At 62.6% G+C, this 15,738-nt stretch carries 13 protein-coding genes, 1 other RNA gene and 1 riboswitch; of the genes, 10 read left to right on the top strand and 4 right to left on the bottom strand.

The features are described 5' to 3' along the window. Positions 1-40: 40 nt before the first annotated feature. Entirely contained in the window at positions 41-1,123 is a 1,083-nt protein-coding gene (locus AC1RRE_RS08050; protein ID WP_492980601.1) for a hypothetical protein, read from the bottom strand. A gap of 148 nt (positions 1,124-1,271) precedes the next feature. Between AC1RRE_RS08050 and AC1RRE_RS08055 the strand changes: the two genes are divergently transcribed. After that, on the top strand, positions 1,272-1,778 hold the full coding sequence (locus AC1RRE_RS08055) for a DEAD/DEAH box helicase family protein (protein WP_492980602.1): 507 nt from the start codon (positions 1,272-1,274) through the stop codon (positions 1,776-1,778). A gap of 13 nt (positions 1,779-1,791) precedes the next feature. On the opposite strand, the gene AC1RRE_RS08060 is transcribed toward AC1RRE_RS08055, so the two are convergent. Beyond that, positions 1,792-5,466 (bottom strand): hydantoinase B/oxoprolinase family protein, encoded by a 3,675-nt coding sequence (locus AC1RRE_RS08060; RefSeq protein ID WP_492980603.1) that lies wholly within the window; start codon positions 5,464-5,466, stop codon positions 1,792-1,794. A gap of 82 nt (positions 5,467-5,548) precedes the next feature. Next, entirely contained in the window at positions 5,549-6,142 is a 594-nt protein-coding gene (locus AC1RRE_RS08065; RefSeq protein WP_492980604.1) for a winged helix DNA-binding protein, read from the bottom strand. A gap of 144 nt (positions 6,143-6,286) precedes the next feature. Between AC1RRE_RS08065 and AC1RRE_RS08070 the strand changes: the two genes are divergently transcribed. The 8 genes from AC1RRE_RS08070 to AC1RRE_RS08105 all read left to right on the top strand — a co-directional run bounded on the left by AC1RRE_RS08070 (position 6,287) and on the right by AC1RRE_RS08105 (position 14,392). Further along, a complete protein-coding gene (locus AC1RRE_RS08070; protein ID WP_492980605.1) occupies positions 6,287-7,207 on the top strand; it encodes a DMT family transporter in 921 nt (306 codons plus the stop codon). Beyond that, entirely contained in the window at positions 7,204-7,974 is a 771-nt protein-coding gene (locus tag AC1RRE_RS08075; RefSeq protein ID WP_492980606.1) for a peptidoglycan recognition protein family protein, read from the top strand. The genes AC1RRE_RS08070 and AC1RRE_RS08075 overlap by 4 nt, the downstream gene beginning before the upstream one ends. A 49-nt stretch (positions 7,975-8,023) precedes the next feature. Further along, positions 8,024-8,408: RNase P RNA component class A (gene rnpB / locus AC1RRE_RS08080), an RNA gene on the top strand. Positions 8,409-8,439: 31 nt separating this feature from the next. Next, positions 8,440-8,624, top strand: a riboswitch (cobalamin riboswitch). 123 nt (positions 8,625-8,747) lie between these two features. Beyond that, positions 8,748-10,700, top strand: a complete 1,953-nt coding sequence (locus tag AC1RRE_RS08085) for a TonB-dependent receptor plug domain-containing protein (RefSeq protein ID WP_492980607.1) — start codon at positions 8,748-8,750, stop codon at positions 10,698-10,700. 85 nt (positions 10,701-10,785) lie between these two features. Beyond that, entirely contained in the window at positions 10,786-11,592 is an 807-nt protein-coding gene (locus tag AC1RRE_RS08090; protein ID WP_492980608.1) for an ABC transporter substrate-binding protein, read from the top strand. Then, positions 11,589-12,611 carry a FecCD family ABC transporter permease gene (locus AC1RRE_RS08095; RefSeq protein ID WP_492980609.1) on the top strand — a complete coding sequence of 341 codons (1,023 nt, stop codon included), beginning with the start codon at positions 11,589-11,591 and terminating at the stop codon, positions 12,609-12,611. The genes AC1RRE_RS08090 and AC1RRE_RS08095 overlap by 4 nt, the downstream gene beginning before the upstream one ends. 13 nt (positions 12,612-12,624) lie before the next feature. Next, positions 12,625-13,395 carry an ABC transporter ATP-binding protein gene (locus AC1RRE_RS08100; protein WP_492980610.1) on the top strand — a complete coding sequence of 257 codons (771 nt, stop codon included), beginning with the start codon at positions 12,625-12,627 and terminating at the stop codon, positions 13,393-13,395. 7 nt (positions 13,396-13,402) lie between these two features. Further along, positions 13,403-14,392 carry a DUF6925 family protein gene (locus tag AC1RRE_RS08105; protein ID WP_492980611.1) on the top strand — a complete coding sequence of 330 codons (990 nt, stop codon included), beginning with the start codon at positions 13,403-13,405 and terminating at the stop codon, positions 14,390-14,392. Positions 14,393-14,405: 13 nt separating this feature from the next. Here the strand turns inward: AC1RRE_RS08105 and AC1RRE_RS08110 are convergent, their stop codons facing one another. After that, positions 14,406-14,945, bottom strand: coding sequence for a hypothetical protein (locus AC1RRE_RS08110; RefSeq protein ID WP_492980612.1), 540 nt, complete (start codon positions 14,943-14,945; stop codon positions 14,406-14,408). A 372-nt stretch (positions 14,946-15,317) separates the two neighbouring features. Between AC1RRE_RS08110 and AC1RRE_RS08115 the strand changes: the two genes are divergently transcribed. Beyond that, complete coding sequence (locus AC1RRE_RS08115; RefSeq protein WP_492980613.1) at positions 15,318-15,734, top strand: division/cell wall cluster transcriptional repressor MraZ; 417 nt, start codon at positions 15,318-15,320, stop codon at positions 15,732-15,734. Positions 15,735-15,738: the final 4 nt, after the last annotated feature.

The following is a 15,738-nucleotide window of genomic DNA, read 5'->3' on the forward strand; positions in this document are numbered from 1 at the left end:
TCCCTGCATTTGTAAGCGTGACGTTACGTCAGAGCGTTGCTCAGAAGCGCATGGCAAGGTTCAGCCGCGCCTGCGTCAGGTAGGGATCGGCGGCACCCGACATTTCATCCTGGGTGACGGTATAACCGGCCATGATGGTCATTGCTTTGCGGGCGAGCAGGGCGGGTGTCCATTGCAATTGCAGGTCCAGGGTCTGCTGCTGGCCATAGAACGGCACGGCATTGGCAGTGCCCAGATTGCGCTTCTCGCCGAGGCCGAATTCATGGCTGGCGGTAAGGTTCAGGTTTTCGCCCAGCGGCACACCGAGTTGCAGGCCGAGGATGTTGAGATCGCGTTCTTCCTGGAAGCGATATTCGTTGCGGCGCTGGGCCGAGGCGCCGACCTTGTAGCCGCTGACGAAGTGCTGGGCGATGGCAATGCGGTGCCGCTCATTGCTGCTGGCCGAGGCGGGATTGCCGGCGCTGGACTGGGTGTCATAGGCAGTGGACAGGGTCAGCGTCAGGTCGCGGGCGATCATGGCCGAGACGGAATTGTCGATGCCGAAACGACGGCTGCTGCTGCCGGCCAATTCACTCCAGTTCACGGCGGCATCCGGATTGGACCGGAAGGTGAGGCCGTATTCTTCGAATGCCAGGCCGAACTTGCTGTTCACTGATTTTGCCGCGTTGTCGGCCCCGGGATCGCCGGGCCGCTGACTGACAGCGCTAGTGTTGTTCAGGTCGAGGCCGTCGAGCAACGGCACGTCATAGGCACGGGATACCGAACCTGGTTCCAGGGCGGCAGCCTCGTCGATCTGGCGTGTGCCGATCTGCAGGTCGCGGTTTGCCTCGGGGGTGTCGAGACTGCCATAGCGCGTCAGCAGACTGACATCCTGAGGGCTGAACAATGGCCGGCGGGTGAGCAGCCGGAGGCCGCTGCCGGGATCGTAGGTCAGTGGCACCACGTCGGGCAGGTCGTCGTCTGGCAGCGGCGGTGGAAGCGCGACGTGGCAATAGGCAGGGGCGGCAGGGCTGGTGAAAAGTGGGCAGGTGGGCGGCGCATCCTGAGACCGCACGGTCCCGGCCCATGCCGCGCCGGCGAGCGCGGACAGGACAGCGGCAAATACGCGGACGCGGCGATGCAAGTTGTCTTCCCCAACAGCCTGCTTGGCGGTTACCACGCCTTTTAGGCACGAAGCTGTGGCCGAACTGTGGCAGAAGACGGTTTGACGCAGCGCAGCCTGGCTTTATTCTGTCGCCATGCATCTGCTGTTTCTTTACGGAAAACCGGCCGTGGGCAAGCTGACGGTGGCGCGCGAACTGGCGGCGCTGACCGGCTACAAGCTGTTTCACAATCATCTGACCGTCGACCTGCTGCTCTCGGTGTTCGAATTCGGCAGTCCGGCCTTCGTGGGGCTGCGCGAGGAAATCTGGCTGTCGGTCTTTGCCCGGATGGGCTCGATGAAGGCGCCGGGGATGATCTTCACCTTCGCGCCCGAGACCACGGTGCAGCCGGAATTCATCCAGCGCACGTTGTCGACCGTGCACATCGCCGGCGGCCGGGTGCAGTTCGTCGAACTGACTTGCGCGACAGAAGAAGTCTATCGCCGCATCGACAGTCAATCACGTCAGGGCAGCGGCAAGCTGACTTCGCATGAGGTCTATGAGCGACTGGACGCGGCCGGTGTCTTCGCCACCTCACATATGCCCAAACCCGATGTCAGCGTGGATACGGGCAGGCAGGCGCCGGCGGAGTCTGCGGCGCTGATCGTGGATAGGCTGGCACTGAAACGCGCCTGAGAAGCGCGACTGACTATTCCGCCGCCTGCTTCACGGCTGCCGCCTTGCCGAAGCCGCCGGCCGAGGGCGTGGAGATGACGAAGACATCGCCCGGCTGCATCGGCGTCGAGCAGCGGCCTTCCATCACGTCCTTGGCGCCCGAGGTGCGTTCGACCCACTGACGACCGGTCTCGCCATTCTCGCCGCCTTCTAGGCCAAACGGCGGCACCGTGCGATGCGAGGATAGCAACGTCGCCACCATGTCGGTGAGGAAGCGCATGCGGCGGATGGTGCCGTCGCCACCCTTGTGTTTGCCCTTGCCGCCTGAGCCGCGCCGGATGCGGAAGGATTCCAGCAGCACGGGGAAACGGAATTCCAGCACTTCGGGATCGGTGAGGCGGGCATTGGTCATATGGGTGTGTACGGCATCGCAGCCGTCGAAATCCGCGCCTGCGCCGCTGCCGCCGCAGATCGTCTCGTAATACTGGTATTCGTTGTTGCCGAAGGTGAAGTTGTTCATCGTGCCCTGGGCGGCCGACATGACACCCAGCGCGCCGAAGATGGTATCGGTGATGCACTGGCTGGTCTCAACATTGCCGGCCACGGTGGCGGCCGGATAGACCGGGTCCAGCATCGAGTTCTTCGGGATGATGATTTCCAGCGGCTTCAGGCAGCCGCCATTCAGTGGAATGTCGGAATCCACCAGGCAGCGGAAGGCATAGAGCACGGCGGCGACGCAGACCGCGGTCGGCGCATTGTAGTTGGTCGGATGCACGCCGGATGTACCGGTGAAGTCGATCTTGGCGGTGCGATCCTTGTGGTTGACCGTCACCTTCACCTTGATCTCGTAGCCGTCATCCATCGGATAGGTGAACTGGCCGTCCTTGAGGCGGCTGATCACGCGGCGCACGGATTCTTCGGCATTGTCCTGCACGTGGTTCATATAGGCGCGCACGACCTCGAGGCCGAACTGGTCGACCATCTTGCGTAGTTCCTGCGCACCCTTCTCGCAGGAGGCGATCTGCGCCTTCAGGTCGGCGATGTTCTGTGCCGGATTGCGGGAGGGATACTTGCTGCCCTTCAGCAGTTCGACCATCTCGGCTTCCAGGAACTTCCCGCCATCGATCAGCAGTACGTTATCCAGCAGCACGCCTTCGTCTTCCACGGTGCGCGAGTCAGGCGGCATCGAGCCGGGCGTGGTGCCGCCGATATCGGCGTGATGCCCGCGGCTGCCCAGATAGAACAATACATCCTTGCCAGCCTTGTCGAAGACCGGCGTTATGACGGTGACGTCGGGCAGATGCGTGCCGCCCGCGTAAGGCGCGTTCAGCACATAGACATCACCCGGCTTCATCTGGCCGGCGCGCCGGCGCATCACGGTCTTGATCGATTCCGACATCGAGCCCAGATGCACCGGCATATGCGGTGCATTGGCGATCAGTTCGCCGTCGAGATCGAAGATGGCGCAGGAGAAATCGAGGCGCTCCTTGATGTTGACCGAATAGGCGGTCTTCTCCAGCACGCTGCCCATCTGCTCAGCGATCGACATGAACAGGTTATTGAAGATTTCCAGCATCACCGGATCGACAGACGTACCAATCGCCTTGCGCTCGGGCAGGGCATCAACGCGCTTTAGCACCAGGTCGCGGCGCTCGGTCAATTTCGCTTGCCAGCCCGGCTCCAGCACGATGGTGCTGGTCGGCTCGATCACGATGGCCGGGCCTTTGATCATCTCGCCTGGGCGCATGGCGGCGCGATCATAGACTGGCGTGTCGCGCCAGCTGCCGGCCATATAGGCCTTTCTTTTTGCCAGTGTCGGGATGGCGTCCTGGGCACGCGGATTGACGATCTTTTCCACCGCATCCGGCGCGCGTTCGCCCTGGCCGACGACTTCCACGGCAACGCTGCCGGCGATCAGCGCCTTTTCCGGGCTGATGAAGCCAAAGCGCTGGCGATGCGCCGTCTCGAACGCCGTCTTGATCTCGGCTAGGGTGCCGAACTCGACTTCCAAAGCGGAATCGGAACCACCATAGCGCACATGGAGCTTGCGGATTACCGTGATCTTTTCAGGCGCCACGCCCTGCTTCAGCATCTCATTGCGAGAGTCGGTGCTGAGTGCATCCAGTTCCTTCGACAGGCCGGGCAGGGCGGACTCCTGCAGCGTCACTTCGGCGGATTTCTCCTTTAGCACGCGCTGGTCGGCCAGGCCCATGCCATAAGCCGACAGCACGCCAGCCAGCGGATGCAGCAGCACCTCGGTCATGCCCAGTGCATCGGCCACCAGGCAGGCATGCTGGCCGCCGGCGCCGCCGAAACTGGACAGCACGTATTTGGTCACGTCGTAGCCGCGCGCCACCGAGATTTTCTTGATCGCATTGGCCATGTTCTCGACGGCAATGGCGAGGAAGCCCTCGGCCATCTCTTCGATGCTGCGGGTGTCGCCGCTCTCGGCCTTCACCTGCGCCTGCAGGGCGGCGAACTTGGTCTTCACCACGGCATCGTCCAACGGCTGGTCGCCATCGGGGCCGAAAACGGCAGGGAAGAAATCGGGCTGCAGTTTGCCCAGCACCACGTTGCAGTCGGTGACAGCGAGTGGTCCGCCACGGCGGTAGCAGGCCGGGCCGGGATTGGCGCCAGCCGAGTCAGGCCCAACACGATAGCGCGCGCCATCGAAATGCAGGATCGAGCCGCCGCCGGCCGCGACCGTGTTGATCATCATCATCGGCGCACGCATGCGCACGCCGGCCACCATGGTCTCGAACGCGCGCTCGTATTCGCCGGCATAATGACTGACGTCGGTCGACGTACCGCCCATGTCGAAGCCGATCATCTTCTTGAAGCCTGCGCGGGTCGAGGTCTCGACCAGGCCGACGACGCCGCCGGCCGGGCCGGACAGGATGCTGTCCTTGCCCTGGAAGAAATTGGCGTCGGCCAGGCCGCCGTTGGACTGCATGAACATCAGGCGCAGCGCCGTGTTGGCGGCATCCAGCTCGCTGCCGACCTGATCGACGTAGCGGCGCAGGATGGGAGAAACGTAAGCATCGACCACAGTCGTGTCGCCGCGGCTGACGAACTTGATCAGCGGCGAGACCTGGTGGCTGGCCGAGACCTGCGTGAAGCCGAGCTTTTTCGCCAATGCGGCGACCTTGGCCTCGTGTTCGGTATAGCGGTAGCCATGCATGAACAGGATGGCTACCGAGCGGATGCCATCGGCGAAGGCGGCCTTCAGCGCGGCCTCGGCGGCCTTGAGATCGAGGGGTGTCTCGATGCTGCCGTCATTGCGCACGCGCTCGGGGATTTCCACCACGCGCTCGTACAGCATCTCGGGCAGCTGGATATGCAGGGCGAACAGCTTGGGCCGGGTCTGGTAGCCGATGCGCAGCTGGTCGGCAAAGCCTTCCGATACCAGCAGCAGCACGCGGTCGCCCTTGCGCTCCAGCAGCGCGTTGGTGGCCACCGTCGTACCCATCTTCACGGCGGCGATCTTGCCGCTGGGCAATGTGTCGCCGGCCTTCAGGCCCAGCAGGTCACGGATGCCCTGTACAGCGGCATCCTTGTAGCGCTCCGGGTTTTCTGACAGCAGCTTATGGGTGACGATCTCGCCATCAGGCTTGCGGCCGACGATGTCGGTGAAGGTGCCACCACGGTCAATCCAGAATTCCCACTGAGCATCCTGGGGGGTAGCAGTTGCGGATGAGGACGGGGACATCTGGAAACTCCCGGGAGGTCGATTAAGGCGGAGACGGCACGGTTACAAAACGTTGATAATTTGTCAACGTCGTCCGGATGGCCTACAGCGAGGCCGCAGACCGGGCGGCCTGATCATAGATGCCCGACAGTGCCCGCATCAGGTCCGCCATGCGGGAGAGGTCGCCGCGCGGCCCGCCGATCAGGGCGAAAGCCTCGCCCAGGAGCTGTTCGCGGATCTTGCGGTATTCCAGGCAGAGCGCCTGTCCTTTCGGGGTCGTGCTGTAGAAGATTTCCTTGCCCCGCCGGGTGCCCGCAATCAGGCCCAGTCGCACCATCTTTTTCAGCCCGTAGTTGATGGTGTGGGAGTCTTCCACATTCAGCACCAGGCAGAGGTCGGCCAGGCGCTTGGGCCGGTCGCGATGATTGACGCCATGCAGCACCATCACGTCCAGCGCCGCCAGGTCGCCCTGGCCCGCCGCAGTCATGCAGCGCACGATCCAGCGGCTGAAGGCATTGCCCGTCATCATCAGGGCGAATTCGAACTCGCTCAGTCCTTCCAGTTTACCGCTGGCCAGATGGGCGGAGGAGACGATGGCGCGGCGCGATGACGGGCCCGTGATCGGCGGGGTAACAGTCTTGGCGACGGCCTTGCCGGCGGGCTTTTTACCGGGCGTTGATGTCTTTGCTTTTGCCATAGCCAATTGCCTGTCCGTATCGCCTCGAAACCGGGCAGACCCCCGATCCGAAAAAGAGCCGCATACCGCCCATGCAGGCATTGCATGGCCCCATAAGAAAGAAGCGTAGCCCGTGACAGGGCGACTTTGCTAGGGTCCCGCCCCATGAAGCCCCAGCACCTGGCCCTGATGCTGCTTATATGCGCGATCTGGGGCGGCAATTTTGTCGTCACCAAGCTCGCGGTGAATCATTTTCCGCCGGTGCTGTTCACGGCCTTGCGGTTCAGCCTTGTGGCGCTGCTGATGCTGCCCTGGCTGAAATGGCAGCCGGGCCAGATGCGTAATGTGCTGATCGCCGCACTCTGCATGGGCACCCTGCATTTCTCCCTGATCATCCTGGGGATCGCCAAAGCCGATGATGTCGCGGTGGTTGCCGTCGTCACCCAGCTCGGCGTGCCGATCGTGACCCTGATGGCCATGCTGCTGCTGGGTGAACGCATTCGCTGGAAGCGGGCGCTGGGCATCGCGCTGGCCTTCAGCGGCACGCTGGTGATCAGTTTCGACCCCAAGGTGATGAACTACCAGACCGCCATCATCTTCATCCTGATTGCGGTGATCGTCTATTCCTTCGGCCAGATTACGGTGCGCCGCATCCGGGATGTCGACACCTTCACTATGCAAGCCTGGGTCGGCATCATCAGCGCGCCCAGCCTGCTGCTGATCTCACTGGTTCTGGAAGATAACCATATTGAGCAGACGCTGGCGGCCAATGCCTGGCACTGGAGCGCGATCCTGTATGCCGGCCTCGCCGTGTCGCTGGTCGGTCATGGCGGCACGTATTACCTGCTGCGCCGGTATCCGATCAACATCGTCAATCCGGGCTTCACCCTGGCGCCGATCTTCGGCGTCTTTGCCGGCGTCTATTTTCTGGACGAACAGCTCAGTACGCGTGTGATTGTGGGCACAATCGTAACCCTCGTGGGTGTCTTGATTGTCGCCCTAAGGGAAAGCAAGGTTGCCGAAAGTCGTGGCGTGACCCCTGAAAAGGCCGCGCTCGAGGCTCCGGCCAAAGCTGCAGGCGAATGATGCTTCCGGTCATCGATCATCCCTCTCCGAATTTCGACGAGCGCAGCGGCAAGCGCCCGGTCGACATGATCGTGCTGCATTATACCGGCATGAAGAGCGCTGCGGCCGCGCTGGAGCGTCTGTCCGATGCGGAAGCGAAGGTCAGCGCGCATTATATGATCGACGAGGATGGCACGATCTATCGCCTGGTGCCCGAGGACAAGCGCGCCTGGCATGCCGGCGTGTCTTTCTGGCGTGGTGTGCGCGATGTGAATGCGCGCTCGATCGGCATCGAGCTGGTCAATCCCGGCCACGAATTTGGTTACCGTGAATTTCCTGTTGTTCAGATCGATGCCCTCATTGCGCTGCTCAAGGATATCGCCACACGGCATGACGTGATGCCGGGCAACTATGTCGCCCATTCCGATATCGCGCCCAGCCGCAAGGAAGATCCAGGCGAACTGTTCCCCTGGCGCCGGCTGCATGCCGCCGGTTTCGGCCGGTGGTGGAGCAAGGAGTTCCGGGTCTCGGGCAGTGCGCCGGCAATGCGCGCGGGCGACCGCGGCGGCGCGGTACTGGAACTGCAGGTGGCGCTCGACAAGATCGGCTATGCCATCGAGGGCAGCGGCCTGTACGACCCACTGACCGAAGCGGCCGTGAAGGCCTTCCAGCGCCACTGGCGCCAGGACCAGGTGGATGGCGTCAGCGACGCCGAGACCACCAGCCTGATCCATCATATTTCCGAGCAGATGACGGTGCGCCGCGTCAGCAGCCAGAAGACGGCCTGACTCTTTACCTTGACGGATGCCCGGCTTGGGCCTACCTGTGCGCCCGGTGCCAGACGGCTGGACGGCCGCGGCGTGTCAAAACGTCGAGGAAAGTCCGGGCTCCACGGAAACACGGTGCCGGGTAACGCCCGGCGGGGGTGACCCCAGGGACAGTGCCACAGAGAGTAGACCGCCATCACTCGCAAGACTGATGGTAAGGGTGAAAGGGTGCGGTAAGAGCGCACCGCGCGACCGGTAACGGAAGCGGCATGGCAAACCCCACCGGGAGCAAGACCAAATAGGGATGGCGGCAGGCGCAAGTCTGCAGGGCGGTTTTCGGTCCGCCATCCGGGTCGGTCGCGCGAGGTGTCCGGTAACGGGCACCCCAGAGGAATGGCCGTCCATCCTGTTGCAAGACAGGGGGACAGAACCCGGCTTACAGGCCGTCTGGCGCCATTCATACGATTGACAAGCGAAGCCGGGCCGGGCAGGTTCCTGCCCGACGGTGCCCGTAAGGGCCTAACTGGGAACACGGTTCAATTCCGTGGCTGCCCCTGCAACTGTAAGCGGAGAGTCTGCTGTCAATAACCACTGGAGCCGCAAAGCTCTGGGAAGGTGACAGAAGACGATGACCCGCGAGCCAGGAGACCTGCCGTCATCCGTGGTCACACGCGATCACATCGGGCAGGGTGTCTCGGTGGGTTAGCCAACCTGTGCGTCCTTGTTTTGCGCGGACCTACAGGAGCAGACCTCGAACGCGGTGACGTGCCACATGGCGTATCGCCGAGGTTTGTATGACTGCGTTCAATCTGGCCCATCAGGGCCGCAATCCGTCTCGATATCATTTTCCTCTCCTGCTCACCGCTGCCGCCGTATTGATGGTTGGCGCCGGGCGTGCAGTTGCGCAAACCAGCGACGCGCCGACGCTGCTGTCCGCGATCTCCGTTGCAGCCAACAGGACCGAAACGCCGATCTCGGAAGTTGGCAGTGCCGTCACCATCATCACCGGTGAGGAGCTGCAGCGGCGGCAGACCCAGCTGATCTCCGATGTGCTGCGTGAGGTGCCCGGCCTGGCGGTCAACCGTACCGGCGGCGTCGGCAGCCTGACCCAGGTCCGCATCCGTGGCTCGGAGGGCAATCAGACGATGGTGCTGGTCGACGGCATTGAGGTCAACGATACGGCCGGCGGCTCGGAATTCGATTTTGCCCATATGCTGGCCGCCGATGTGGAACGCATCGAAGTTCTGCGCGGCCCGCAAAGCGCGCTGTATGGCTCGGATGCCGCCGGCGGCCTGATCAACATCGTCACCAGGCGCGGTGCAGGGAAGCCGGTTTTCAATGCCGCGCTTGAAGGTGGTTCATTCAATACCTACCAGGCGAATGCCTCGGTGCGCGGCGGCGGCGAGCGTTACAACTTCCTGCTCAGCGGTGTGGATTACCGCACCAGCGGCGAAACCAAGTCTCTGAAGAGCCGGGGCAACAACGAGGCCGACGGGTACGAGAACCAGACCATGTTCACCAAGTTCGGCTTCGATGCACTGGAGAACCTGACTTTCGATTTTGCCGGCCGCTATACCGGATTTGAAACCGAGACGGATGGCACTATTGCCTCTGTCCCCGTCGACACCAATACGCGAACCCGGGGCAATCAGCTGTTTGGCCGCGCTCAGGGCAAGCTGACGCTGCTGGATGGCCACTGGGAGCATGTCCTCGGCACCGCCTATACCAAGAACCAGCGCCATGGTCTGACCAATGATGTGATCACCAGCTTCAATCGCGGCGACAAGACCAAATACGACTATCAGACCAACGTGCTGTTCGAGACGCCTTCGGTCGCCGATGCCCGCCACACGGTGACTGTCCTTGCCGAGCAGGAAAGAGAGACCTTCGAGAGCAGCTCGCTCAATCCGAAGCGGACGGTGGAGATCGACAGCACCGGCTTTGTCGGCATGTACAAGGTCGATTTCTTCCGCCAGCTGTTCTTGACCGGCGCAGTCCGCGAGGACAGGAACGACCTGTTTCAGGATTCACGCACCTATCGTGCGACGGCGGCCTACCAGTTTCTCAGCACTGACACCAAGGTTCGTGGCAGCTGGGGCACCGGCGTCAAGAACCCGACCATGTTCGAGCTGTACGGTTTCACACCCACCTTCACAGGCAATCCGAACCTGACACCGGAAGAAACCAAGGGTTGGGATGTTGGTATTGATCAGGTCTTCTGGAACAAGAAGGCCATGGTTGGTGTCACATATTTCAACCAGCAGATCAAAAACCAGATCGGCAGCAATGCCGCATTCAATGGTTCGATCAATAACCCTGGTGAAAACATGGTGCGGGGCATCGAACTGGAGGGTGCGATCGAGCCGATCGAGCGCCTGACATTGCGCGCATCTTATGGCTACATGAACACCGAAGGCGACAGTGTAGGAAACGATCAGTTGATCCGCCGTCCGTCACAGACAGGCAGCTTCAACGCCCATTACCGCTTCGAGGATAACCGGACGAGCGTCAATCTCGGGGTACTGTATAACGGCCGCGCGGCTGACAGTAATTTCGAGCTTTTCCCCTCTCAGCGCGTGACCCTGAATGCTTATACCCTGATCAACCTGGGGGCGGCCTACAAGGTGACCGACAGTGTGGAGCTATTCAGTCGGATCGAGAATCTACTCGATCGTGAGTATGTGGAGGTTTACGGCTTCCAGTCGGCTGGTCGCGCCGGTTATGTCGGCGTCCGGGCCACGTTCTAAAAGACATGTGTGGTGGAGGGAGCGATCCCTCCACCATATCTGAATGAAGGAGGCGATTCTGCGGGTAGCTGCTTTCATAACGGCGATGGTTTTCGCGACATCGGCCCTGGCTTCAGACAAGCCGGCGCGGATCGTGTCGCTGAATCTCTGCACCGATGAACTGGCCGTGCGTCTGGTCACGCCTAACCGCATCCGCTCTGTCACCTGGCTGGCGCAGAACCGGCAGGGCTCCAATGTCGCCGATCTTGCGGCTGGTCTGGTTGCCAATCGCGGTCTGGCCGAGGAAGTGATCACCGCCAATCCCGATATGGTGCTGGCGGGACAATATACGACGCGCACAACGGTTGGCCTGCTGAAGAAAACAGGCTTCATGCCACGTGACCTTGGCGTGCCGGCTACGCTCGGCATCGCTAAGGCCCATATCCGCGAGGTCGGCCGGCTGGTCGGTGAAGAGGCCCGTGCTGAAGCGATGGTTGCCGATATCGAGCAACGCATGGCCGGCCTGCGCGTGCCGGTGACGCCGGACTCGCCGACAGCCATCGTCTATCGCACCAACGGCTTCACGATGGGCCGCGGATCTCTGGTCGATGACATCCTCACCTATGCCGGCCTGCGCAATCTGGCGGCAGAGAAGGGCTGGGAAAACTACGGCCAGGTGCCACTAGAAGTCATCGCGATGACACCGCCGGATTACATCATCCTGGATGGCGAGCCGCGGCAGACGCCGGCGCTTGCCTATGAGGTGCTGCATCATCCCGTTTTGCGGCATTTGCCGGATACAAAGCTACTGTATGTGCCGACGCGTTTGTGGAGCTGTGCCGGACCGGAGATGGTCACTGCCATCGACATTCTCGCCACGGCCGTTCGGCAAAGAGGGAGGGGCCGTGAATGAAGTCTGAAACCGTAATCCTTCCCGATCATAAGGCATCGCCCTGGTTGGTGCCGGGTCTGGTCCTGCTGATGTTGGTGCTCTTTGTGGCGTCATTGGGTGTGGGTTATGCACAGTTCGATCTTGCGGCAGCCTTTGACGACCTACTCGCCGGCCGCTCCACGCTGCCGGCACTCGTTCTTGCCGAGTTGCGGTTTCCGCGTGCCCTGCTGGGGGGCATGGTCGGCTTCACGCTTGGTATGACCGGTGCGGCGATGCAGGGTCTGTTGCGCAATCCGCTGGCCGAACCCGGTGTGATTGGCCTGTCGGGCAGCGCCGCCTTCGGTGCGGTCGTGGTGTTCTACTTCGGTTTGGCCGGCAGCTTCGCGCTGGCCCTGCCGCTGGGCGGCATTATCGGCGCGGCGCTGGCCTCGTTGGTGCTGTTCCGCATCGCGGGCAAGGGCGCGACCACTACCACGCTGATCCTGGCCGGCGTCGCTATCAACAGTTTCGCCGGCTCGATGACGGCGCTGGCGCTCAATCTCGCGCCCAACCCTTACGCGGCGCTGGAGATCATGTACTGGCTGATGGGATCGCTGGCCGACCGCAGCCTGCAGCATGTCTGGCTCGCCGTGCCGCTGATGGTGCCGGGCTGGCTGATGATCCTCAGTCGCGGCCGTGCGCTGGATGCGCTCAGTCTGGGTGAGGATACAGCGCGTTCGCTCGGCATCGGCATTGTTGGCCTCCGGCGTCTGCTGATTGCCGGCACGGCGTTGTCGGTCGGCAGCTCGGTGGCAGTCTGCGGCGCCGTGGGCTTCGTCGGCCTGGTGGTGCCGCATCTGCTGCGGCCTTTCGTGTCGAACCAGCCCAGCCGCCTGCTGCTGGTCAGCGGCCTGGGCGGCGCGTCCATGGTGATGGCGGCCGATATCCTGATCCGCCTGACCATGCTGCGGCCGGAACTGAAGCTCGGCGTCGTCACGGCGCTGATCGGTGCGCCGTTCCTGTTTTCGCTGATCTGGCGTCTGCGCCGCAGTGAGCCGTAATGGGTGAGGCGTAATGAAAATCCAGGCGCAGAACATCATTTACCGCGTAGGCACCGCCACGATCCTGGATGGCGTCGGCCTCGATGTGCGGGCGGGCGAAGTGCTGGGCCTGATCGGTCCCAATGGCGCCGGCAAGACCACCTTGTTGCGCATTCTCGCCAACCTGCTGGAACCGGCAGACGGCCGTGTACTCTATGACGGGAAGCGGGCTGCCGAGATCACACCGGCTGAGCTGGCGAAGACAGTTTCATATCTGGCGCAAGGCAGCACCGTGCACTGGCCGCTGCGCACCGAAGCTGTCGTGGCACTTGGACGGTTGCCGCATCGCCGCAGCTTCCAGGATCTGTCCGCTGCCGATCACACCGCCATTGCGGCTGCCATCGAGGCGAGTGACGTGGCGCATCTGATGAGCCGCAGCTTCGACACGCTATCGGGCGGTGAGCAGCGTCGCGTGCTGCTGGCGCGTGCGCTGGCGGTTGGTGCGGACATCCTGCTGGCCGATGAGCCCGGCGCGGCCCTCGACCTGTATCACCAGCTGCAGGTCATGGAGTTGCTGGCGCGGGCAGCCGCGCGCGGTACCGGTGTTGCCGTCGTGCTGCACGATCTTGGCCTGGCGATGCGCTTCTGCCATCGCGTCGCGTTGCTGGATCGGGGCAGGATGGTGGCCGATGGCCCGCCGGCCGAGGTCTTGAACGACGAAAATATTGCGGCAGTATATCGCGTGACCGTTCAGCGCGGTGGTGCGGACAGCAAGCCTTTCATTATCCCCGACAACCGACTTTAGGACGTCCATGACCAGCACGCTCCCGCCCCTGATCGCCCGCTACCTGTCGGACCATGCTGCCTCATGGAGCCTTGGCACCTTCGGTGCCATTGCCGAATTCATGTTCGATGATGGTGAAGCACTACGCAAAACCGAAACGCCGCTTTCAGTCGCGACCGACCGCGGCGCCATCCGCATCGATCTGACCGATGCGGTGCGGCCCATCGCCTATGAGACGATGTCGAGCCATGCCGACAGCTGGAATCATGCTGTTGCGCTCTGCCTGCCGGAAGCGGCCTGCGCTATGTCACAGCGAACGGTGCTGACTGAGCTCGGACCTGACCGTGACGCCATCCGGCCCGAAGATCGTGATGCCATCCTGTTCGATCTCGGGCTCGACTGCCTGCAGATCGATGCCTGTGTGCGCACCGCCGATCCGGACGCCATCACCATCCTGCGGTCCGGTGTCGGTCGCCCGCTGCTGGAGCTTGGCAATCCGGCTGCGCCCGCCATGCCGCGACTCAGCCCGCATCGTGTCTTCATCTGTCGTTTCGGCCGCGTTGAGGTGTTCCAGCCGATCCCCACACCCGGCGGCAAGAGTCCGGACGGACCGCACACGCATCTGCTGCCCAAGCTGCTGGCGCATGGTCGCACCCATGCCGCCACCAATCCGATCCCCGAAGGCTGGGTCCCCTGCATGCATCTTTTCCCGCCGCATCCGCAGAAGGACCAGATGGGCATGCGCCGTCCGTTCAGTCCTGGCTTGCATGCCGAATTCCAGCAGCTATTGGGTCGCTACGGCGTGGCGGAGCTTATGGCGGTGAAGGGTGCCGTGAAGACGGCAGTCGCCAATCGCGTTTCGGCGTCAGACTTTGCCGCGCCGGAAACCCGCGAGGGCCGCACGGCGCTGCGGATCGCCCTGCGGCAGCTCGCGGCGGTCGAACAGATGGCGCTGCCCGACTGGCAGGCGCGCTTTGACCGAGTGACGGAAAGCGCGGCCGCAGACGGCCACGATTGAAGTCAGATAAGGATCAGCGGTTCACGCGCAGCAGAAAGGCGTCCGGAACCTGGTCCGGGCATTCGCTGAAATGCGGTTCGAAGAATGCTGAAAAGCCCTGCTTGGCGCGTGTATCCAGGCACCATTTCTTGTCGCCAGCCTTGAGCGCCAGCCCGCCATTCTTCACATCCCACAGCTGCGGGAGTTCGTTCAGCATCTCGGTATTTCGTGCACAGGCCGAGATCACCAGCAGGCGCGCGCGCGGCTCCATCGCCAGGCAGTAGTCCGGATTGGCGGCGAAGAAAATCTGATAGCCATCGGGCTGCAGCGGCCGGCTGATGAAAAAGCCCTGGGTCTGGTTGTTGAGGGTGAAATCGCAGGACGAAAGCAGGGCGGCGGCGCGCAGGCGGCGTGTGTCGTTGTTGACCAGCTGTGCCGTGACGCACTGGTTGTTGGCCGTGCTGGCGACGATGGCAAAGCGTTTCAGCGACGGAACATCGCGCGGCAGGAACTCATTGACGGCCGCCCAGGCCGCCAGCGGCAGCAGGCACACTGCCAGAAGGGCGAGAAACACCCACGTCACCCCATCCCTAGGGTTGCGCTCCACTCTCACCATGTTTTGAGCTCTCATCCCGTCCCCGTAACCCTGTCCGGTGTAATGCGCGACGGGGCGGGAGACAAGCAATCTCTGTGAGAACAAAAGAGAACATTAGGGGATTTTATTAGGATCATATTAGCCGCAAGTCTCGGAGATCATTGGCTGGATTGACCATAACAGACCGTTAATTTCCATTGACGCCCATAGAAACCCATGCTACCCCATCTCATCCCAGGTTATGGCCACCCAAGGGGGGTGTTTCGCCGGGATCGAAGCGTAGGGGTCGGCTGAGTGGAATTCTTCCTCTCAACCTTTCGAAACCGGATTGACGCCAAGGGACGGGTTTCCGTGCCAGCGCCATATCGTGCCCTGCTGACCCGTAAACATCCCGATGGCGGCCTGATTCTCGGCCCCGATATCGCTGCTCCGGCGCTTGTCGCTGGCGGGCGCGACTACCTGGATGGCGTCAACCGCCGCATCGACGAGCTGCCCGACCTGCATCCCGAACGCGAGATGCTGATCGACGGCCTGCTGCCCTTTCTCAGCGAGCTGAACCTAGACCAGGAAGGCCGCGTCCAGCTCGGCCCGCAATTCCTTGAACACGCCAGCCTCGCTTCGCCGGGCGAAGCGGTCTTCGTCGGCCGCCGGCACAGCTTCCAGATCTGGGAACCGAAGGCCTGGGATCTGCGCGCCGCCGAAGCGCGCGCCAAGGCCGCCGCTTATTTGCGCGGCGGAGCAGCCGGCGATCAAGGGGCGAAATCGTGAGCCC

It is taken from the genome of Ferrovibrio sp. GW821-FHT12D07 (genome assembly GCF_058807275.1).

Bases quoted from the DNA above. Each gene is read 5' to 3' on its own strand.
- AC1RRE_RS08105 (WP_492980611.1), top strand. From the start codon at position 13,403: ATGACCAGCACGCTCCCGCCCCTGATCGCCCGCTACCTGTCGGACCAT.
- AC1RRE_RS08070 (WP_492980605.1), top strand. From the start codon at position 6,287: ATGAAGCCCCAGCACCTGGCCCTGATGCTGCTTATATGCGCGATCTGG.
- AC1RRE_RS08075 (WP_492980606.1), top strand. From the start codon at position 7,204: ATGATGCTTCCGGTCATCGATCATCCCTCTCCGAATTTCGACGAGCGC.
- AC1RRE_RS08065 (WP_492980604.1), bottom strand. From the start codon at position 6,142: ATGGCAAAAGCAAAGACATCAACGCCCGGTAAAAAGCCCGCCGGCAAG.
- AC1RRE_RS08090 (WP_492980608.1), top strand. From the start codon at position 10,786: ATGGTTTTCGCGACATCGGCCCTGGCTTCAGACAAGCCGGCGCGGATC.
- AC1RRE_RS08060 (WP_492980603.1), bottom strand. From the start codon at position 5,466: ATGTCCCCGTCCTCATCCGCAACTGCTACCCCCCAGGATGCTCAGTGG.
- AC1RRE_RS08095 (WP_492980609.1), top strand. From the start codon at position 11,589: ATGAAGTCTGAAACCGTAATCCTTCCCGATCATAAGGCATCGCCCTGG.
- AC1RRE_RS08085 (WP_492980607.1), top strand. From the start codon at position 8,748: ATGACTGCGTTCAATCTGGCCCATCAGGGCCGCAATCCGTCTCGATAT.
- AC1RRE_RS08100 (WP_492980610.1), top strand. From the start codon at position 12,625: ATGAAAATCCAGGCGCAGAACATCATTTACCGCGTAGGCACCGCCACG.